Genomic DNA, 18,335 nt, shown 5'->3' with positions numbered 1-18,335 from the left:
CCCGATGAGAACGATCCGTTTGCTCGCGCCGGTCGTCTGCGTTGCCCTAGCCGCGACGGCGTGCACCGACACCGACACGCCCGGCCCCGGGGCTGCGGCGCCGAACAACCCCACCGCAACCGCCGCCGCGTCCAGCGCGGCCGGATCCGCTCCGCAGGGCGACTCCACGCCGGTGTCGGCGAAGGCGGTGTGCGCCTACCTGGACGGCCAGTTGCCGACCCTGAAGGGCATCGGGTCCGAGACGGGCGCGATGGCCAACCTCACCGTGAATCTCTATTCCTGGTACGAGTTGCAGGGTCCCGTGCCGACCGGCCGTCAGATCGACGACCAGACCCGACAGGAGTGCCCGGCGACCCGTACCGAGGTGCTGAAACTCGCCGGCATGGAGAGCTTCGAGCGGCTGTAGTAGTCCCGATGCGGCCCTCACCGCTCCAACCGCTTGCCGAACCAGTGGTGGGCGTAGTGCTCGGTGTTGTACGGCTCGATCTCCACATAACCGGCCGCGCGGTACATGGCGATCGCCTCGGTGAGGTTGCGGTTGGTGTCCAGCCGGACGGCCGTCGCGCCACGCTCCGCGGCGTACCGCTCCAACTCGCCCAGCAGCCGCCAGCCGATGCCGAGCCCGCGCACGGCGTCGGCCACCCAGACGCGTTTGAGCTCGGCCTGGCCGTCCGGGAGGAGTTTGACCGCGCCGCAGCCGATCGGTTCGGCGTTGAGGGTGGCGAGCAGGAGCACACCGGCGGGCGGGACCAGCGCCTCGTCCGGGACCGGGTTGCTCAGCTCCGGGTCGAACCCGTCGTCGAACCGTCGCCCGATCTCCCGGGCGTACGCGCGCAGGCAGGCACGGGCCCGCGGGTCGCTCGGCGGGCACGCCTCGATGACGACCATCGAGCCGATGAGCAGCCGTTCGACCTCCGCCATGGCCGCGACGAGTCGTTCCCGACGGTGCTCGGTGAGCGGTTCGAGGATCGAGGCGGCGAGGTCGTCCGACCGCTGGTCGAGATCGGCCCACGCCGTACGACCGGCGGCGGTGAGCGTGGCGGTGCGGACCCGGCCGTCGCCCCCGGCCTGATCGGCCGGTCCCACGGTGACCAGGCCGTCGTTCTCCAGAGCGCGCAGGAGCCGGCTGAGGTGGCCGGAGTCCAGGTTGAGCCGGGCCCGTAGCGCGGCGACCTCGGCGCCGGAGGGGCCGATCTCCCAGAGCACACGCGCCTGCCCGAGGGGTCGCCCCTGTGCCATGTACTCGTCGTCGAGCGCACCCACGCGCTGGGTGACCGTCCGGTTGAACCGCCGCACGGCGGCGATGAGCGCGGAGTCCATACGTCTGACTTTAGTCAGGGATTTTTGACGCGGCGATAGGAGCGGATGCCCGCGTGGTCCAGGACGACCACCGTGAGCACCACCCCGGTGGCGACCGCGCTGACCGCCAGCAGCGGCAGTCGCAGAACGGCCGCCGCACCGGACATCACGAACAGGGCGGCGACCCGGGGCCAGGAGAGTCGCCGGTGGATCGCCACCGAGAACAGGGTCCGCCCGAGGAGGAACAGCGTCGGACCTCCCAGGATGACGACGGCCGCGGTCAGGTCACTCGCCTTCGTGGGGTGGGCGATGCTCAGTTCGGCCCCGACGGCGGTGACCACCAACCCGGCGATCATCACGAGGTGCAGGTAGCCGATGATGACACCGAGCCGGCCTGGGTCGGCGCGCTCGATGGCCGGGCCGAGGCGCTGACCGGCGGGCGTCACGTAGAGCAGACCGATCAGCACGGCGGTGGCGAAGACCAGCAGGAAGGCAGCGGTCTGCGGAAGGTCCAGGTGGGTGCCGGCGTACGAGAGACCGGCGACCAGGACGAGTTCGCCGAGCGCGATGATCATGATCTGCTGGTACCGCTCGGCGAAGTGTTCGCTGGCGAGGCGTAGTTCCTGCCGGGACGTCCGTCCCAGCCGGGGAGTGGGCCAGCCGATTCGTGGACCGGTGAAGTCGATCGCGAGAGCGAACAGCCAGAGCGGCACCCGCCACTCCGGCAGGAACCCACCGACCAGCCACGGCACGGCGGACACGCTGAACCAACAGAGGATCCGCAGCGCCCTCCTCTGTCGAGGGTGACCGCGCAGCGCGAACGCGGTCACCGCGCCGCGGGCGATGTGGACCGCGACGTACGCACCGGCGAAGAGCAGGCCCCGCCCGTCCAACGCCTGCGGAATCGCCACCCCGGCCAGCAGGCTGCCCAGCGCGGCAGCGACCAGCAGCCACCGGACCCACGGGCTGTCCGGGTCGTACCAGTCGGCGAACCAGGTGGTGGTCACCCAGATCCACCACACGCCGGCCAACAGCAGGGCGGTACGCAGTGCCCCGGGCAGAGTGAGGTCGTGCAGCAGGTGCCCCGCGAGTTGACTGAGGGCGAGCACGAACGCCAGGTCGAAGAAGAGCTCCAGGAACGAGGCGCTCAGCGGTGCGTCATCGCCCCGCAGCAGCCGTTCGGGCCTGCTCGCCATCGGCGCTCCTCCCGGTGGCCCGCACGTCAGGCCTCCGTCGTACCACCCGGGGCCGGCCACCGGAGGCGGAAACGGGTCAACGGCCGACCCCCTCGACGACGACCCGTCGACCCCTCGAGTCGTTGATCCGGCAGCGCCGAAGGTCGTCGGTGACCACGGTGGGGGCACCGACTCAACGAGAGGGGACGACGATGACCGCTCAGCGGGAGACCGTGCCTGTCGACCACGACCTGTTCCGCGCCGTGTACGACTCGCCCGCGGCACTGCCCGGCCGACACCGCTGGACCACCCCGGAGGCGGACGTCCGGCGGCTGGAGAAGCTGCTCGGCATGCCGGCGCGCAGCATCGGCGCCCCGCTCTGGGTCAGCGGCGACGAACCCGACTGCCCGAAGTGTGGCCGACGCGTCACCTGGTACGACATCGTGTCGTCGGCACTCTCCGGCGTGCACGACAAGGTCATGATCGCCACCGTCATCCTCGGCGAGCGCAAGTACGTCAACACCGGGATTCCGGCAGCCATCGCCGGTGTGCGCTGCGCCGACTGCCACACCGCGATCGACGGCCTGCGCAGCTTCAAATGCCACAACTGGGCGTACGCCTTCGAGGCGCTGGAGGCCGTCCGCGAGCGCATGGCCGGCCGCCCCGGACCGACCTGAGCCGTGCCGCGCGAACCGCGGGCTGGCTGCCCGTGGCTCAGTCGGCCGAGCGGCGGGCGGGGCGGCGGCCGGGCGGGGAGTGCGGCTCCGGCCCGGGGTCGGGCACCGCCGGCATCGGCCGGGTGACCGGTTCGGCCTCCGTGATCCGCAGCGACTCACCGTGGTGCCACAGCTCGACCTCGGCGTCCGGGCCGGCGCCGGGCAACTCGTAGCGGGCTTCGGTCGGAGTCACCGTGACGCGCAGCCGGTGGCCACGCCAGTGCAGGCTGAACGCCAGCCGGTCGATCCGGCGCGGCAGCCGGGGGTCGAAGGAGAGCACACCCCGGTCGTCGCGCAGCCCGCCGAAGCCCTGCACCAGCGCCAACCACGCACCGGCCAGTGACGCCAGGTGCAGCCCGTCGGCGGTCTTGTCCCCCAGGTCCGCCAGATCCTGCAGGACCGACTCGGCGAACAGGTCGTACGCCAGATCCAGGTGCCCGACCTCGGCGGCCAGCACCCCCTGCGGGGCCGCCGACAGCGACGAGTCACGGACGGTGCGAGCCTCGTAGTAGGCCAGGTTGCGGGCCTTCTCGGCGGCGGTGAACTCGCCGGGGCAGAGCTGCATGGCGAGCACCAGGTCGGCCTGCTTCACCACCTGCTTGCGGTACAACTCCAGGTAGGGGAAGTGCAGGAGCAGGGGATAGTCGTCGTCGCCCGTGTTCGCGAAGTCCCACTCGGGCTGCTCGGTGAACCCGGCGGCCTGCTGGTGCACACCGCGCTCGTGGTCGTACGGGACGAACATCGCGTCGGCCGCGGCCCGCCAGCCGGCCACCTCGTCGTGCTCCACGCCGAGCCGACCGGCCACGTCGGGGTGGCGCTCGGCGGCGTCCGCCGCTCCCCGCAGGTTGCGCCGGGCCATCAGGTTGGTGAAGACGTTGTCATCGACAAGGGCGGCGTACTCGTCCGGGCCGGTCACCCCGTGCAGGTGGAAGGCATCCTCGCCGGACCAGTGCCCGAAGCCGTGCCAGAGCCGGGCCGTCTCCACGAGCAACTCCAGCCCCGCCTCGGCGAGGAACCGCTCGTCGTCCGTGGCGGCCAGGTAGCGCAGCACCGCGTCGGCGATGTCGGCGTTGACGTGCAACGCGGCGGTGCCGGCCGGCCAGTAGCCGGAGCACTCCCGGCCGCCGATGGTGCGCCACGGGAACGCCGCGCCGGTCAGCCGCAGTTCCGTGGCCCGCTCGCGGGCCTCGGGCAGGTGGGTGTGCCGCCACCTGAGCGCCGAACGGGCCACCGCCGGGGCCAGGTAGGTGAGCACCGGCAGAACGTAGGTCTCGGTGTCCCACAGGACGTGCCCGTCGTAGCCGTTGCCGGTCAGCCCCTTCGCCGCGATGGTCCGGTCGGAGTCCGGGCGGCCGGCCTGGATCAGGTGGAACATCGCGAACCGGATCGCCTGTTGCAGCTCCGGGTCACCGTCGAGCTGCACGTCGGCGACCTGCCAGGCCGCGTCCAGGGCGGCCCGCTGGTCGGTGAGCAGGGCGTCGAAACCGTCCGCGCGCGCCGCGTCCGCCTCGGCGGTGACCAGGGCCGCCAACTCGTCGACCGACGTGCCGTCGATCATCGCCCATTCGTAGGCCGCGAACTTCGTCAGCCGCAGCCGCTCCCCGAGGTGCAGCCGATCCGCCACGGTCAGCCGTACCCGGTCCGGGGTGCAGTCACCGGTGACCGTGACCGTGTCCGGCCCCTCCACCAGGTGACTGACCGCGACCGCGACACGCTGACCGCTGCGCTCGGTGCGGTGTACCAGCACCCCGTCGAGGTCAGCCGCGCGGTACGCCTCGGCGGTCAGCGGGTTGTCGGGCACCGAGGCGGCCCGGGGGTCGTCCGAGCGCTCCGGCACCGTCTCGTTGGCCAGCAGATCCGAGCAGACCCGCACCTCCACGGGGGCGTCCAGCGGCTCGACCTCGTACTGGACGGCGGCCACCGGGCGGCGCGGCAGGGACACCAACCGGGTGCTGCGGATGCGCACTCCCCGCCCGCCCGGCGAGATCCACTCGGTTTCCCGGCGCAGCACGCCGGCGCGCAGGTCGAGCACCTGTTCGTGGCCGCGTAGCGTCCCGGTGCGGATGTCCAGCGGCTCGTCGTCGACCCAGAGCCGGATCAGCGCGGCGTTCGGCGCGCTGATGACGGTGTCGCTGGCCTGCGGAAACGCGTACCCCTCCTCGGGGTAGCTCAGCTCGCGCCGCTCGTGGAAGCCATTGACGTAGCTGCCGGGCATCCCGCACGGCGCACCCTCGTCGAGCACGCCACGCCAACCGACCCACCCGTTGCCCACCGCGAAGATCGACTCGGTCTCGCCGAGCCGGTCCAGGTCGGCCTTCGTACGCCGGATCCGCCAGGCCTCGTCGTCCACCGTCCCGCTGGCGGGCGGCGGTTGGTCGGTGGCCGAACTGGTCTGCACAAAGCCTCCCGTGAATGCCGACGTCCTCGACCAGCCAAGCAGAGCCGCCTGAACGAATCCTGGACGAAGGTCAGGGTGCCCGACCGACCTTCGACTGCTCCGCTACCCGCTGCGGCGTTCCTAGGGTGTCCCCCAGGTGAACAGGGTATGAACGAGAGGTGAGGTGATGCATGGCCGCCAACGGCAGCGTGGACGTTCCGGAGATCAGTGCTGAGTGGTATCGCGATGTCGTCGACGCCGCTGCCAGCAGTCCGGAGCCGGTGCAGTGGTTCGTCGGGCACGCCACCGAGGGGGTGATCCTGCTGCTCGGCGCGCTGCTGGTGCTGGCCGCGCTGACCCGATGGTCCGGTGGTCCGCACGACCGGGCCCTCGCCCTGGTCGCGCCGCTACCGGCCATCCTCGCGTACGTCGGCAGCGAATGGTTCAAGACAGTGGTGGACGAGGACCGCCCCTGTCGGACGGTCGGCCGGGCGATCATCGCGGGCACCTGCCCACCCCCGGGCGACTGGTCGTTCCCCAGCAACCACGCCACGATCGCCGGCGCGCTGGCGGTGACCACGCTCCTGCTCTCCCGTCGACTCGGCCTGGTCGCGCTGCCGCTTGCCGCACTGGGTGCCTTCTCCCGGGTCTTCGTGGGCGTGCACTACCCGCACGACGTGATCGCGGGCGTGCTGTTCGGTGCGCTGGTCGCCGTGGTGGCAGCCCCACTGCTGGCCCGCCCGGCCGCCGAGGCGCTCCGCCGTCGAGGCGACCGCGCCGACCCCCCGGTCCCGAAGCTGGCGAGCCGCACCCGCCAGTGACCTCCGCGTCGGAGAAGATCACGCTCGATCCTGGTTGTAGTGGTCTGCCAGCCCGCGCGATGCCACTAGATCCAGGATCGAGCACGATCTTGGCGAGGGGCGGGCGCGGGCAGCGGCGGCGGGCGGCGGGCAGCGGCGGCGGGCGGCGTCAGCCGGCCAGCAGGAGCGCGCCGACCGTGCCGAGCAGCAGGAACGGGCCGAACGGCAGGTGTGTGCTCCAGTTGACTCGGCGCGCGGCCAGCAGGCCCACACTCACCAGCGCGGACAACCCGAAGGCGAGCAGCAGCCCGAGCAGCAGCACCGGCCAGCCGTACCAGCCGAGCAGCGCTCCCACACCGAGCGCCAGCTTGGCGTCTCCCAGCCCGAAGCCGCGGTTGCCCAGCAGCAACGTGGTGGTGGCGAAGAACAGCGCCAGCCCCGTGCCGCCGACGGCAGCCCGCAGCCACGGCCCCGGCTCGCCGGCAAGGGCGGCGGCGACGCCGAGCAGCAACCACGTCCCGGCCGCCGCCGGCAGGGTGAGCCGATCCGGCAGGCGGTGCACGGCCAGGTCGACGAAGACCGCCGGGATCGTCCAGCCGAACCACCAGGCCAGCGCCGGCAGCGCCCCGCCCGATGGGCCGACCAGGGCCAGCAGCAGCACCGCGGCGAGCCCGGCCAGCTCGACCGTTCCCGGCGGTGGGCCGACACGTGCGCGGCAGCGACCGCACCGGGCCGCCGGACCCAGCGCGGGCCAGGGCCGGGTCAGGCCGACCGCCGCGCCGCAGGCGTCGCAGCCGGTCCGGTTCGGCAGACCCGGGGGTACGGCGTAGCGCAGCGCGGCCATCCGCATCAGCGGGCCGACCGTGAGGAACGCGAGCACGGTCGGGACCCGGACGTGAGCCACGGCTGCGCGTGCCGTCGAAGGGGTCCGACGCCCCGGGGACGAGGAGGTCGTGTGCGCCGAGCCGCCGGATGTCGTCGTGCTTTTCCCGGGTGCGGCTGCCGGCGGGCGGGCGGGTGCGGTCGGGCCACCGGACGACCGGGGCGCCGGGCTCCGATCGGGTGGGTTTCCCCGACCAGGGAGGGCGGCAGGGGGGCCGGTCAGTGCCATGTCACCGCCAAGGAGCCCCGATGCACCGCCGGGACGGCGCACACGGATAGTGACTGGACGATCGCTACGGTGTGGCGGATGGCGCAGAAAGCGACCTCCCCCGCCGACCATCGGCGGGTGCCTCCGGCGAGATCGGGGCCGGGCGCTCCGCCGGACGCGGCGGATCGTCGACCGGTCGACAACTCCGCCCGGATGCCGGGATGAGGCCGCGATGTCCCACTCCCGGGACCGCCGACGAGACGCCGCTGGCCCCAGGCGGTCCGCCGACGCCGGGTCATGGACGACCTTCCGCCGGGCCATTGCGCGGGACGCGGCACGGACACCCGCCACCACCACCCTTCATCACTCAGAGTATTCGCTTGAATTGCCTCTGTTGCATCGGCGAACGTCAGCCTATGCTCGCCCCTTGGGTGTGACGCAAGCCTCACCTTAACCACCCGACGGCATGGGACCTGCATTTGTAGAAGATCCGTAACGGTGAATGCAGAGGCGCAATGATCGTTCCGGGATGTGCTGATCCGGGCGCGCTTCCGCATGCCCTGCGGCGGTGATCCTTCACCCCGCCGGGCGACCACGAGGAGGCTCGACGGTGCGCGGACGGCAGCTCAGACGAGCGGCGATCTGCCTGCTGGCGGTCGTGGCGGCGGTGCCGGTCACCGCCTGCGCCAGTGGGCGGGAGGCCGCCGAATGGCCGGCGGCAGCCCAGGACGACGGGCAACCGGTGGCTCCCGACGTCGACCGACGCGCTGCGGAAAAGGCGGCGCTTGACGCGTACTCCGGTTATTTGGCGGCCTCGCGGACGGCGAGTGGACGCAGTGATCCGCGTGCGCCGGAACTGTCCCGTTTTCTCGCTGATCCACTTCTGACCCGGGTGCAATTGTCCATTCGAGACGCTAAGGAGCACGGTGCTGTGCGTACCGGGACGTTGAAGTCGGACCCGACCGTGACCGCCGTCAGTCTGGACGCGAACCCGGCCACCGTCGAGATCCAGGACTGCCTGGACCTGACCGGCTACCGGCTGGTCTACGCCAAGGACAAGCGCGTCGTCCCGGGCAGCGGCGGCGGCCGGCACCTCTCCACCGCCACCGCGACGCGGTATCCCGACGGCCGTTGGCTGATCAACTCCGGCACGCTGCACCGGGACCAGCCATGCTGACCCGGGCCGGAGCGGACGCTCCGACGCGTACTCCCGGGGTCTCGGCGGCTCGGCGGACCCTCGCCGGGATCGGGCTCGCGCTCCTCCTGGTGGCCGGCACGACCCTGCCGGCAGCCGCAGCTCGGCGCGCCGGTCCGGGGGCCAGTTGCCCGCCCGACCAGCCCGACTGCAGCGTCTGGGACGACGAACCCGGCAAGCCGGGCGGCGGCGGCAACAACGGCGGCGGCGATGACGAAGACGACGGTGGCGGTGACGGTGACGGCGTCTGCAAGTGGGACGGGCGGACCGTGCCCTGCTACGACGATCTCAAAGGCTGGTTCAACAGCGGCGACGGCTGCTACTACGAGCTGGCCGAGCCGCAGAACGAGGCACCCGAGGGCCAGCACTGGTACGTGCAGACCTGCAACGACGGCACGGACGTCGGCAACGTCACCGTGGTGTTGCGGGAGGCGCCGCCCGGCTTCGGCGCGCCCCCGAACCCGGCGGAGTTGGCCCGACGCGCCCTGGCGAAGATCACGCTGAAGCGGGCGCCGCTGGCTGTCGCACCCCGCAAGGACAACGGCCCCGGCCTGGTCGGCCTGCCGGTCTGGATGTGGTCCGACAACAAGGACCGCGGCCACTTCGGCCCGCTCCACGCCGACGAGACCGATCGGGACGTGACCGTCGAGATCACGGCGGAGGTTAGCGAGATCGTCTGGGACATGGGCAACGGCGATCGCGTGTCCTGCCCCGACGCCGCCACCCCGTACGTCGCAACGGACCAGAACCTCGCCGGCCGCACCTCCCCGACCTGCGGCTACGACAAGGGCTACCAGAAGGCCGGCAAATACGACGTCACCGCCACCACGCACTGGAAGGTGACCTGGAACGGCGGTGGGCAGAGCGGAGAGATCCTGGTGACCCGGAACAGCGGCGTCGTGCAGATCCAGATCAACGAACTCCAGGTGGTGACCCGATGAGTCTCGCGACGCACAACGGAACGGGGTCGGTCGACGCACCGGTCAGCCCGCCCAAGGTGGTCCGGCAGCGTCGGGTCCGCCCGGGGTTGCTCGGTCTCGCCGTACTCCTGATCGCCCTGGGTGGGCTGGGCGCGGCGTTCGCGGTCACCTCGGTCCGGGCCACCGGCAGCTATCTCGCGGTCGCCCGGCCGGTGGAGGTGGGTCGGGAGGTCAGCGCCGCCGATCTGATCACCGTGCAGGTAGCTGGCGGTCAGGGGTTGCGTCCGGTGCCCGCCGGCCGGCTCGACGAGGTGGTCGGCAAACGGGCCGCGGTGAAGCTGGTCCCGGGCACCCTGCTCACCCTGGGGCACGTCACCGACGATCCGCTGCTCGGTCCCGACCAGCAGCAGATCGCGCTCGGCCTGAAGACCGCCCAGGTGCCGGCCCGGCAACTGCACCCCGGGGACAAGGTGCTGCTGATCAGCACCCCGGACCGCGGCGCCAACGGGGACCCGGCCGCCGCCGGCACCAGGTTCCCGGCCATCGTGATCGACATGGTCAGTCCGGCCAACAACGACAAGGTGCTGTACCTGGCGCTGCCCACCCGGGACGTGCCCGCGGTGGTGGCTCTCACCGCGCAGTCGCGCGTCGCCGTCGTGCTGACCGAAGCGGCCTGAGCATGGCGATCATCGCGCTGGTGTCCGCGAAGGGTTCGCCCGGCGTCACGACGTCCGCGCTGGCCTGCACACTGGCGTGGCACCGACGGCTGGTCCTCGCCGAGTGCGACCCGGCTGGCGGGTCGATCCTCGCCGGCTATCTCGGCGGCCAGTTGGACGGCCCTCGCGGCATCGGCGAACTGGCCGTCGGGGAACTGCGCGACGGCAACCTGGAGACCGCGTTCTGGTCGCAACTGGTCGACCTGGACGCACCCCACCGGGAGCGACTGCTGCTGCCCGGCCTCGTCGACCCGGCCCAGGGCGGCAGCGTCACCCCGCTCTGGCAGCGGTTCGCCGACTACTTCAACGCCCTCGATCGCGGCATCCCCGGCTACGACGTGCTCGTCGACTGCGGCCGGCTGCACGTGGCCGCACCCCCGTGGCCGGTGCTGCGGGCGGCCTCGGTGGTGCTGCTGGTGACCCGGGCGCACCTGCCGGACCTCTCCGGCACCCGGGCGGTGGTCACCGCGATCGAACGGGACTTCGCCGAGCACCGGGTTCCACCCGGCACCCTGCGGCTGCTGCTGGTCGGCGGCGGACACGGGCGAGCCGAGATCAGCCGAGCCCTGAAACTGCCGGTCGTCGCGCGGCTGCCCCACGATCCGCGTACCGCCGGGGTGCTCACCCTGGGCGGGACCGTGCGGACCGGACGGCCGCTGATGCGCGCGGCCGCCGCGTTGGAGGTGCCGATCGGCGCGCTCCTGGAGCGGCGGCAGGCCCGGCTGGCGTGGCCCGTGCAGCAGGGGGTTCCAGATGCGGTTTGAGCCGGTCTCCGCGGATCCTCGTCAACAGCCGCCGGGCGTGACCTCCACCGAGCCGCCGCTGGCCGGGCCGAACGGCCGGCACCAACAGTCCGCGCCGACGCCGCAGCCGGTGCCCACGGCCGCAGCGCCAACGGCATCGACGCCGCGACCCCGGATGGACTTCCAGGTGGTCCGGGAGTTGCGCCGGGAACTCACCGAACGGCTCACCCTGTGGCAGCGCGGCCGGGAGTTCACCGCCGACGAGGAGGACACCGAACGGGCCCGGCTGGCCGTCACGGTGGTCGCCCAGTACGCGGACTTCGTCCGCCGGGCCGGCACCCCGATGGCTGCCGGCGAGGAGCGCCTGCTGCTCGACCAGGTGACCGCCGAACTGGTGGGGCTCGGTCGGCTACAGACGCTGCTGGTCGACGACACCATCGAGGAGGTGCACATCCTCGGCTGCGACCAGGTGCGCATCACCAGGCACGGCGGTGGGGTGGACTGGGCCGAGCCGATCGCCGACAGCGACGCCGAACTCGTGGAGATCCTCCAGGCGGCGGCCCGCCGGGCGGGCGCGACCGAGCGGTCGCTGTCCACCGTGAAGCCCACCCTCGACCTGCAACTGCCCGACGGCAGCCGGCTGGCGGCGGTGTTCCTGGTCAGCCACCGCCCGTACGCGGTGATCCGCAAGCACAACACACTGGACGTGAGCCTCGACGACATCGCGGGCACCCGTGGCGACCTCGACGAGATGATCGACCCGCTGCTGCGCGACTTCCTGCGCGCGGCGATGCGCGCCGGGTTGAACATCATGGTCGCCGGGTTGGCCGGTGCCGGTAAGACCACGATCATCCGGGCGTTGATGAACGAGATCCCGCCGGACGAGCCGTACGTGCTGCTGGAGGAGAGCCGCGAACTGCTGCCGGCCCGCCGCCGGGAGCGGCACCGGGCGGTGATGAGCTTCGAGGCCCGGGAGGGGCACGGCGAGCGCGGCTTCGACGGCCGTCCGGCCGGTGAGGTGACGATCGCCGACCTGATCCCCCTGTCGCTGCGGATGGGCGTGCTGCGGATCATCGTCGGTGAGGTGCGGTCCCGGGAGATCGTGCCGATGCTCCAGGCGATGACCACCAGCCGGGGCTCGATGTGCACCATCCACGCCCGTACGGCCGCCGGGGTGGGCGAACGGATCGTCGAGCTGGCGTTGGCACACGGCCGCGAGATGACAGTCGACCAGGCCCGCCGGATGGCCGGCAACGCCCTCGACCTGATCGTCTACGTCACCATCGAGGACGAGACCGCCATCGGCGGACGGAAACACCGGTTCGTCTCCCATGTGGAGGAGGTGATCGGGGCCGGCGAAGCCGGTCGGATCACCACCACCACGGTGTTCGGTCCCGGCCCGGACGGTCGGGCGGTCCCCCGGCACCTGCCGGAACGGGTCCGCGACCAGTTGCTGCGGGTGGGTTACGACGCGCGGTTGCTGACCCGGTGGGTCGAGGCCGGCGCCGGTGCCTGGCGACGGCCCCGGCAGACCCGACTGGCCCGGCGGTGACCTGATGCTGGCCAGCGTCGAGTTGATCGCCGTGGTCTCCGGGGCGGCCTGTGTGGCCGGGCTGCTGTTGGCCGTGGTCGCGCTCGTCGGCACCCGCCGGCCACCCGGACCTCGTCCGGGAGCCGGGCCGGGTCTGTCTCGACTGTGGCGCGGACCGGGCGCCACGCCGACCGAGCAGCGGGCCTACCAGGCGCTGCTGGTCGCCGCGCTGGGTGCCGGCGCACTGGCGTTCCTGCTGACCGGGCTGCCGGTGGTGGGCCTGCTGGTGGCGGTGGCGGTGCCCGGCACCCCGTGGCTGTTCGGGGTGGGCAGGGCCGAGCAGCGGGCGATCGCCCGGATCGAGGCGGTGGGCGAGTGGACCCGTCGACTCAAGGACGTCTCCGGCACCGGGCAGGGCCTCCAACAGTCGATCATCGGCACGATCGGCAGCGTGCCACCCGGCATCGAGGAAGAGGTACGGCTGCTCGCCGCCCGCCTACAGGCCGGCTGGCTGGCCCGATCGGCGTTGCTGGCGTTCGCCGACGAGATCGCCGACCCGGTCGGTGACCAGGTGGTCGCGGCGCTGATCCTGCACCTGTCGGACCGGGGCGAACGGCTGGGTGACGTGCTGGGCTCCATCGCCGGCGCGGCATCCGCGGAGGTGGCCACCCGCCGAGAGATCGAGGCCAAGCGGACCCAACCCCGGTTCGCGGTCCGCTTCCTCACCGCCATGACCCTGGCCACCCTGGCGTACGGGCTGCTCAACGCCGAGTACATCAAGCCGTACGGCACACCGGTGGGTCAGGTGGTGATGGCCGCCCTGGGCGCCGCCTTCGTCGGCCTGTTGGCGTGGGTGCGGTCGATGAGCCAGCCACAGCGGCCGTCCCGGTTCCTGCCGGCGCCCGACCCCGCCGAGGTGATCGCATGATGCTGAACTGGCAGCTCACCATGGCCGTCTGCGGTGGTGCCGGCGTCGGGTTGGGCGTGTTCCTGGTGGTCCGGGAGTTGGTGCCGGCGACCCCGGCGCTGGGGCCGGCGCTGCGTCGGCTGCACCAGCCACCGGGCACCGGCCGGCTCGCCACACCCGCCTCCCGGCGACTGGACTCGTTGACCGGCTTGGCCCGCTGGCTGCGACCGCCGCACCGGCAGCTCGCCCTGATCGGCCAGACCCCCGAGCAGTACGCGCTGTCGGTGCTGCTCTCCGCACTTGTCGGGCTGGCCACGCCGACCCTGCTCGGGGTGGCGTTGCTGGTGCTCGGCGTCTCGTTTCCGCTCGTCGTACCGGTGCTCGGCAGCCTCGGCCTGGCACTGATCGGCGGGCTGCTGGCGCACCGGGCCGTACTGACCAAGGCCGAGGCCGCGCGGGCCGAGTTCCGCGCCGCCGTCTGCACCTACCTCGACCTGGTGGCGTTGCAGCTCTCCGCCGCGCACGGGCCGGTGCAGTCGTTGGAGCGCGCCGCGGCGGTCTGCGACGGCTGGGTGTTCGACCGGCTCCAGGAGTCGCTGCGGATCGCCCAGATGCAGATGCACGCGCCCTGGGACGAGTTGCGCGACCTCGCCGACAAGATCGGCATTCCGGAGCTGGGTGACGTCGGCGCGATCATGCGCTCCTCCGGCAGCGAGGGCGCACAGGTGCACGAGACCCTGCGCAGCCGGGCCGACTCGCTCCGCGACCAGATCCGCACCGACAACCTCGCGCACGCCGAGGGGGTGACCAGCCGACTCGACATCCCGGGCGCGCTGCTCGTCTTCGTGTTGCTCGGCTTCGTCCTCTACCCGTTCGTCGCCCGTCTCTGAAGCCCTCCCCCTGAAGGAGTTACGCCATGTCCATCCTCAGCTACCTGCACGTCGTGCTGACGACGCGCCTGGCCGAGCTGCGCCGCCACGGTGAGCGCGGTGACAGCCCGGTGCCCACCGCGGTGATCATCGCCGGCCTGGTCGCCGTCGCCATCGCCGTCACCGCGTTGGCCCTGACCAAGGCCGAAAACTGGATGAACGACATCCCGGAACCCCCGGGCGCAGGCACCGGCGGCGAAGGCGAGTAGCCGGGATGCGCCGAGCCCTGTTTCCCAGGTGGCGCTGGGCGGTCAGCGCCACCCGGCGCCGCCTCGCCGGCGGCGAGCGGGATCGGGGCGCGAATCCGGTGGAGCTGGCCGTGATGATGCCGCTGATCCTGGTGCTGCTCTTCGCCTCGGTCCAGATCGCGGCCGTCTTCCTCGCCCGTTCGACCGCCTTGCACGCCGCACAGAGCGGTGTCAACGCGCAACGGCCGTACCAGGCGCCCAACGGTGCCGGTGTGGACAGCGCGACCAGCTTCCTCGAGGCCGCCGGCGGCTGGCTGGTGGGCTGGGACAGCACCGACCTGACCTGCGTGATCATCGACGAGGCCGAGGTCACCTGCACGGTGAGCGGCCGGTCCCTGTCGGTGGTGCCGGGCGTGGACTTCGCGGTGCGGCAGAGCGCCCACGGAACGGTGGAGAGGTTGACCGAGCCATGAGCCGCACCGCCGAGCGGGGCTCGGTCTCCATCGAGGTGGCGGTGCTCGCCCCCGCGTTCATCGCGCTGATGGTGCTGGCCGGCGTCGCCGGACGTACGGCGGTGGCGGCGGAGGCGATCGAGGCCGCGGCCCACGATGCCGCCCGGGCCGCCTCGATCTCCCGGGACTCGACCACGGCCCGAGCAGCGGCGCTGAAGGCCGTCCAGGATCAGCTGGACTGGCGCGGGTTGGCCTGCGCCAACGAACTGAATCCGGAACTCACCGCCACGGTGGCTGGCCAATCGAGAAACTTCGACGATGCCTTCAGCAGCACGGCCGGTACGGACGCGACGGTGACGGTGACGGTGGTCTGCCTGGTGTCGCTCCAGGACATCTCACTCGATGTCCTGCCCGGAATGCCGGGCGAGAAGCAGGTCAGCGCGACGTTCACCTCGCCACTTGACCGCTACCGGAGTCGGGAATGACCGCGGACGTCCGCCGCCCCCTCGCCGGCGACCACGGCCGGGTGAGCATCTTCCTGGCGGTGGCGATGATCGGCGTACTGGCCATCGTGGGTCTCTCCTTCGACGGCGCCGGCCAGCTACGCAGCCTGCAACGTGCCGAGAACCTGGCCGCCGAGGCCGCCCGCGCCGGCGGTCAGGCCATCGACCGGGGGGCCGCGATCGACGGCCGGCCGACGCGGATCGACAGGGACGCGGCGCTCGTGGCGGTCACCAACTATCTGGAGGCCGCCGAGGGCACCAGCGGCCACACCGTGAGCTTCCCCGAGGTCGCCGGGGAGACCCTGATCCGGGTCACCGTCACGATCACCTACGACCGCACGATGATCGGGCCCTTCGTCCAGGACAAGACGGTCACCGTCACCGGCGATGCGACCGCGCGCGCCATCACCGCAGCAGCACCGTAGGAAGGAAGGCAGCCATGCCCGTATCGGCTGGGTCCGTCGCACGGCGGACCGGACGCGTCCTCACCGGCCTCGGCGCACTGGCCGTGCTGTGTGCGCTGCTGGTTGGCGCGCCGATCGCACTGCTGGCCTTCGCCGGCAATCCCCTGCCTGATCACCTTCCCACCGTCGCCGAGATCGGCACCGCGCTGACCAGCAGGGACGACGGCCAACTCTTCCTGCGGGCACTGGCGGTGGCCGGCTGGTTCGGCTGGGCCACGTTCGCCTTCTCCGTCCTCGTGGAGTTGGGGGCGCAGACCCTGCGCCGCCCGGCGCCGAAGCTGCCCGGGATGAGTCGCCAGCAGAAGGCCGCCGCCGCGCTTGTCGGCTCGGTCGCGCTGATCCTCGCGGCCAGTCCGGCCGCCGCCAGCGCCGCGGCGGTCTACGGCGCTCCGGCGTACGCGAGCACCAACGCACCGGCCGCCGCCACCCTGGCCGCGCCGACCCGGGTGGGCGCGACGCCCGACACGGCGGCTCCGCTGGCGCAGGGCGGGCTGGCGGGCCGGGCCGCCGCTCCCGGTGGCACGAGCGTCAACCACGAGGCCGCGCCCGTGTACCGGGTCGCGCGGGGCGACTACCTCGGCGAGGTGGCTGACCGTTACCTGGACGAGTTCGGCGACTACCGACAGCTCGCCAAGCTGAACAAGCTCGACGACCCGGACCGCATCCGCCCTGGTCAGCTGCTCCGGCTGCCCGCGGAGGCCGCCGACCAGGGCAACCGGAAGCACGCCACCGGACGGCTCGTCGACCGGCCGGCGGCACCGAAGCCGACCGCGCCCCGGCCGGCGCCCGAACGGGCCGCACCGGAGCAGCCGGCCCCGCCACCATCCAGCGGTACGGAGTCGGCGGGCCAGCCACCCGCGATGACTGTCGGGGCAGCCCGGGCCGGCACCGAGGACCGGGTGAACCGGCCTCTCGCCGTCTCGGCCGTACTGGCGGTGGCCAGCATTGTCGGCGCACAGATCGGCGCGGTCCTGGGGCTGCGCCGCCGTCCGGCCGTCGCCGGAGCGGCTCCCCGTCTGGCCGCGGCCCGCACGCCCCGGGGCGGTACGGCCCGGAGCATCGGCGGGAGCACGAGCAGCAGCGCGGGGCGGACCGGTGGTGGGGCGGCGGGAAGTGGTGCCGCCTGGGCCGCCAGCCGGGCGGCGGCGGCCCTCGAAGCGCCGGCAACACGCGACGGCGGCACGGCGCCGACCGGTGGTGGTGGCATGGCGTCTCGCGGCGGCGGTACCGCGCCGTACGGCAGCGGGATCGCACCTCCGGGCAGCGGAACGGCGCACACCGGTGCGTCCGCCTGGGGTGGCGACGACGGTTGGGCTGGCGACGGGGCTGACGGCGGGTTGTTCGATGGTGGGCACGGCCTGGACTCGATGCCGGAGGGGCCGTCGGTCGGTCGACACCGACGCAGCTGACGTCCCGGCGGGCGGGTCTGGAGACGCGGTCAGGGCAGGCGGGTCTGGAGCACGCCGTTCTGGATCCGGGTGGGCAGGATCTGCTGGTCGTTGCCGGAGGGACCCTGCATGACCTCGCCACCGTTGAGCCGGAACGCGCTGCCGTGCCACGGGCAGACCACGCAGGCGTGGCCGTCGATCTCCTGCACCTCGCCCTCGCCGAGCGGCCCGCTCTGGTGCGGGCAACGCTCCAACATCACGGTCACCTCGTCACCGTGCCGGTAGAGGATCACCGAGATGTCGTCGTCCACCTCTCGGGTGATCAGGGTGCGCTGCGGCAACGTCGCCATGTCGGCGAGCGAGTGCCAGCCGTCGGTCATCCGATGCAGCTCGGAGACGCTCTGGTTGACCTGCGCCCCCTGCTTGTACGCGAGGTGACCCCCGATGTACGCCCCGAGGCTCACGGTCGAGAGCCCGAGGAACCCGAGCGCGCGGCCGATGCCGTGCCGACCGGACAGCCGCGCGGCCAGCGAGCCGGCGTACAGCGTCAGGCCGACGGTGTTGGCGGCGGCGTGCACGAGGCCGACCCGGCGCTGGTCCCGGGCGAGTGCCGCCCAGTCGTTCAGTCCGGCGACCGCCGCCGGCACCGCGCTGACCGTGCCCAGGCCGACGAGCACGGTGGCGGGTCGACGCTGTCCGGGCATGAGGTCCAGCACGGCGGCGCTGATCCACGCGCCGACCGGCACCTGCACCATCGCCGGGTGCAGTGGATGCCCGAGCGTCACCCCGTGCAGCAGGTCCCGCAGCCGCCGCGGACGCAGCGTTCCCAGGACGACCTTCTGCAACCGGTCACCCGCGCGGTCCAGCCGGGATTCCTGCTCAACTTTCGTCAAAAGTGCTCGCACGAGTACCGACTTCCCGGCGATCGCCGTCGCAAACCGG

General features: G+C 72.5%; 19 protein-coding genes and 1 pseudogene. 15 read left to right on the top strand and 5 right to left on the bottom strand.

What is annotated here, in order from left to right; all coding sequences use genetic code 11:
• Positions 1 to 4 precede the first annotated feature (4 nt).
• Positions 5 to 406: a hypothetical protein gene (locus AB0A90_RS08385; protein WP_357243692.1), complete on the top strand. Its 402-nt coding sequence runs from the start codon at positions 5 to 7 to the stop codon at positions 404 to 406.
• Between the two features lie 17 nt (positions 407 to 423).
• Here AB0A90_RS08385 and AB0A90_RS08380 read toward each other — a convergent pair whose 3' ends face one another.
• Complete coding sequence (locus AB0A90_RS08380) at positions 424 to 1,320, bottom strand: helix-turn-helix domain-containing GNAT family N-acetyltransferase (RefSeq protein WP_357243689.1); 897 nt, start codon at positions 1,318 to 1,320, stop codon at positions 424 to 426.
• A 14-nt stretch (positions 1,321 to 1,334) separates the two neighbouring features.
• Entirely contained in the window at positions 1,335 to 2,495 is a 1,161-nt protein-coding gene (locus tag AB0A90_RS08375; RefSeq protein ID WP_357243686.1) for a low temperature requirement protein A, read from the bottom strand.
• 191 nt (positions 2,496 to 2,686) lie between these two features.
• Between AB0A90_RS08375 and AB0A90_RS08370 the strand changes: the two genes are divergently transcribed.
• Positions 2,687 to 3,151, top strand: coding sequence for a hypothetical protein (locus AB0A90_RS08370; RefSeq protein WP_357243683.1), 465 nt, complete (start codon positions 2,687 to 2,689; stop codon positions 3,149 to 3,151).
• Between the two features lie 37 nt (positions 3,152 to 3,188).
• Here the strand turns inward: AB0A90_RS08370 and AB0A90_RS08365 are convergent, their stop codons facing one another.
• Positions 3,189 to 5,588 carry a glycosyl hydrolase family 65 protein gene (locus tag AB0A90_RS08365; RefSeq protein ID WP_357243680.1) on the bottom strand — a complete coding sequence of 800 codons (2,400 nt, stop codon included), beginning with the start codon at positions 5,586 to 5,588 and terminating at the stop codon, positions 3,189 to 3,191.
• A 170-nt stretch (positions 5,589 to 5,758) separates the two neighbouring features.
• Between AB0A90_RS08365 and AB0A90_RS08360 the strand changes: the two genes are divergently transcribed.
• Positions 5,759 to 6,388 carry a phosphatase PAP2 family protein gene (locus AB0A90_RS08360; RefSeq protein WP_357243677.1) on the top strand — a complete coding sequence of 210 codons (630 nt, stop codon included), beginning with the start codon at positions 5,759 to 5,761 and terminating at the stop codon, positions 6,386 to 6,388.
• 148 nt (positions 6,389 to 6,536) lie between these two features.
• Here AB0A90_RS08360 and AB0A90_RS08355 read toward each other — a convergent pair whose 3' ends face one another.
• Positions 6,537 to 7,217, bottom strand: coding sequence for an A24 family peptidase (locus tag AB0A90_RS08355; protein WP_357244101.1), 681 nt, complete (start codon positions 7,215 to 7,217; stop codon positions 6,537 to 6,539).
• Positions 7,218 to 8,067: 850 nt separating this feature from the next.
• Here AB0A90_RS08355 and AB0A90_RS08350 point away from each other — a divergent pair.
• The 12 genes and pseudogenes from AB0A90_RS08350 to AB0A90_RS08295 form a co-directional block, all read left to right on the top strand.
• Positions 8,068 to 8,634: a hypothetical protein gene (locus AB0A90_RS08350; protein ID WP_357243674.1), complete on the top strand. Its 567-nt coding sequence runs from the start codon at positions 8,068 to 8,070 to the stop codon at positions 8,632 to 8,634.
• Complete coding sequence (locus tag AB0A90_RS08345; RefSeq protein ID WP_357243672.1) at positions 8,628 to 9,593, top strand: hypothetical protein; 966 nt, start codon at positions 8,628 to 8,630, stop codon at positions 9,591 to 9,593. Before AB0A90_RS08350 ends, AB0A90_RS08345 begins: the two co-directional genes overlap by 7 nt.
• A complete protein-coding gene (locus AB0A90_RS08340; protein WP_357243668.1) occupies positions 9,590 to 10,249 on the top strand; it encodes an SAF domain-containing protein in 660 nt (219 codons plus the stop codon). The genes AB0A90_RS08345 and AB0A90_RS08340 overlap by 4 nt, the downstream gene beginning before the upstream one ends.
• Positions 10,250 to 10,251: 2 nt before the next feature.
• The gene (locus tag AB0A90_RS08335; protein WP_357243665.1) at positions 10,252 to 11,052 is read left to right on the top strand and encodes a ParA family protein; all 801 of its coding nucleotides are present in this window, start codon (positions 10,252 to 10,254) and stop codon (positions 11,050 to 11,052) included.
• On the top strand, positions 11,042 to 12,583 hold the full coding sequence (locus AB0A90_RS08330) for an ATPase, T2SS/T4P/T4SS family (protein ID WP_357243662.1): 1,542 nt from the start codon (positions 11,042 to 11,044) through the stop codon (positions 12,581 to 12,583). Before AB0A90_RS08335 ends, AB0A90_RS08330 begins: the two co-directional genes overlap by 11 nt.
• Positions 12,584 to 12,587: 4 nt before the next feature.
• The gene (locus AB0A90_RS08325) at positions 12,588 to 13,490 is read left to right on the top strand and encodes a type II secretion system F family protein (RefSeq protein ID WP_357243659.1); all 903 of its coding nucleotides are present in this window, start codon (positions 12,588 to 12,590) and stop codon (positions 13,488 to 13,490) included.
• On the top strand, positions 13,490 to 14,359 hold the full coding sequence (locus tag AB0A90_RS08320; RefSeq protein WP_357244098.1) for a type II secretion system F family protein: 870 nt from the start codon (positions 13,490 to 13,492) through the stop codon (positions 14,357 to 14,359). The genes AB0A90_RS08325 and AB0A90_RS08320 overlap by 1 nt, the downstream gene beginning before the upstream one ends.
• A 26-nt stretch (positions 14,360 to 14,385) precedes the next feature.
• Positions 14,386 to 14,607, top strand: a complete 222-nt coding sequence (locus AB0A90_RS08315; RefSeq protein WP_357243656.1) for a hypothetical protein — start codon at positions 14,386 to 14,388, stop codon at positions 14,605 to 14,607.
• 5 nt (positions 14,608 to 14,612) lie between these two features.
• Complete coding sequence (locus AB0A90_RS08310; protein WP_357243653.1) at positions 14,613 to 15,059, top strand: TadE/TadG family type IV pilus assembly protein; 447 nt, start codon at positions 14,613 to 14,615, stop codon at positions 15,057 to 15,059.
• Positions 15,056 to 15,523, top strand: a complete 468-nt coding sequence (locus AB0A90_RS08305) for a TadE/TadG family type IV pilus assembly protein (protein WP_357243650.1) — start codon at positions 15,056 to 15,058, stop codon at positions 15,521 to 15,523. The genes AB0A90_RS08310 and AB0A90_RS08305 overlap by 4 nt, the downstream gene beginning before the upstream one ends.
• Positions 15,520 to 15,966, top strand: a complete 447-nt coding sequence (locus AB0A90_RS08300; RefSeq protein ID WP_357243647.1) for a pilus assembly protein TadG-related protein — start codon at positions 15,520 to 15,522, stop codon at positions 15,964 to 15,966. The genes AB0A90_RS08305 and AB0A90_RS08300 overlap by 4 nt, the downstream gene beginning before the upstream one ends.
• A 14-nt stretch (positions 15,967 to 15,980) precedes the next feature.
• Positions 15,981 to 17,000 (top strand): annotated as a pseudogene (locus AB0A90_RS08295) (LysM peptidoglycan-binding domain-containing protein); the annotation flags it as partial.
• 443 nt (positions 17,001 to 17,443) lie between these two features.
• On the opposite strand, the gene AB0A90_RS08290 reads toward AB0A90_RS08295, so the two are convergent.
• The gene (locus tag AB0A90_RS08290) at positions 17,444 to 18,298 is read right to left on the bottom strand and encodes a DUF2231 domain-containing protein (RefSeq protein WP_357243644.1); all 855 of its coding nucleotides are present in this window, start codon (positions 18,296 to 18,298) and stop codon (positions 17,444 to 17,446) included.
• Positions 18,299 to 18,335: the final 37 nt, after the last annotated feature.

The organism is Micromonospora sp. NPDC049204 (genome assembly GCF_040647935.1).
Taxonomy (GTDB): Bacteria; Actinomycetota; Actinomycetes; order Mycobacteriales; family Micromonosporaceae; genus Micromonospora.
Note: the sequence above shows the minus strand (reverse complement) of the source record. Positions and strands in the feature narration are given on the sequence as shown.

Coding starts and splice junctions, on each gene's coding strand:
- AB0A90_RS08375 (WP_357243686.1), bottom strand. CDS start 2,495: ATGGCGAGCAGGCCCGAACGGCTGCTGCGGGGCGATGACGCACCGCTG.
- AB0A90_RS08300 (WP_357243647.1), top strand. CDS start 15,520: ATGACCGCGGACGTCCGCCGCCCCCTCGCCGGCGACCACGGCCGGGTG.
- AB0A90_RS08325 (WP_357243659.1), top strand. CDS start 12,588: ATGCTGGCCAGCGTCGAGTTGATCGCCGTGGTCTCCGGGGCGGCCTGT.
- AB0A90_RS08340 (WP_357243668.1), top strand. CDS start 9,590: ATGAGTCTCGCGACGCACAACGGAACGGGGTCGGTCGACGCACCGGTC.
- AB0A90_RS08310 (WP_357243653.1), top strand. CDS start 14,613: ATGCGCCGAGCCCTGTTTCCCAGGTGGCGCTGGGCGGTCAGCGCCACC.
- AB0A90_RS08320 (WP_357244098.1), top strand. CDS start 13,490: ATGCTGAACTGGCAGCTCACCATGGCCGTCTGCGGTGGTGCCGGCGTC.
- AB0A90_RS08335 (WP_357243665.1), top strand. CDS start 10,252: ATGGCGATCATCGCGCTGGTGTCCGCGAAGGGTTCGCCCGGCGTCACG.
- AB0A90_RS08305 (WP_357243650.1), top strand. CDS start 15,056: ATGAGCCGCACCGCCGAGCGGGGCTCGGTCTCCATCGAGGTGGCGGTG.
- AB0A90_RS08315 (WP_357243656.1), top strand. CDS start 14,386: ATGTCCATCCTCAGCTACCTGCACGTCGTGCTGACGACGCGCCTGGCC.
- AB0A90_RS08380 (WP_357243689.1), bottom strand. CDS start 1,320: ATGGACTCCGCGCTCATCGCCGCCGTGCGGCGGTTCAACCGGACGGTC.
- AB0A90_RS08360 (WP_357243677.1), top strand. CDS start 5,759: ATGGCCGCCAACGGCAGCGTGGACGTTCCGGAGATCAGTGCTGAGTGG.
- AB0A90_RS08330 (WP_357243662.1), top strand. CDS start 11,042: ATGCGGTTTGAGCCGGTCTCCGCGGATCCTCGTCAACAGCCGCCGGGC.
- AB0A90_RS08385 (WP_357243692.1), top strand. CDS start 5: ATGAGAACGATCCGTTTGCTCGCGCCGGTCGTCTGCGTTGCCCTAGCC.
- AB0A90_RS08370 (WP_357243683.1), top strand. CDS start 2,687: ATGACCGCTCAGCGGGAGACCGTGCCTGTCGACCACGACCTGTTCCGC.
- AB0A90_RS08355 (WP_357244101.1), bottom strand. CDS start 7,217: ATGCGGATGGCCGCGCTGCGCTACGCCGTACCCCCGGGTCTGCCGAAC.
- AB0A90_RS08345 (WP_357243672.1), top strand. CDS start 8,628: ATGCTGACCCGGGCCGGAGCGGACGCTCCGACGCGTACTCCCGGGGTC.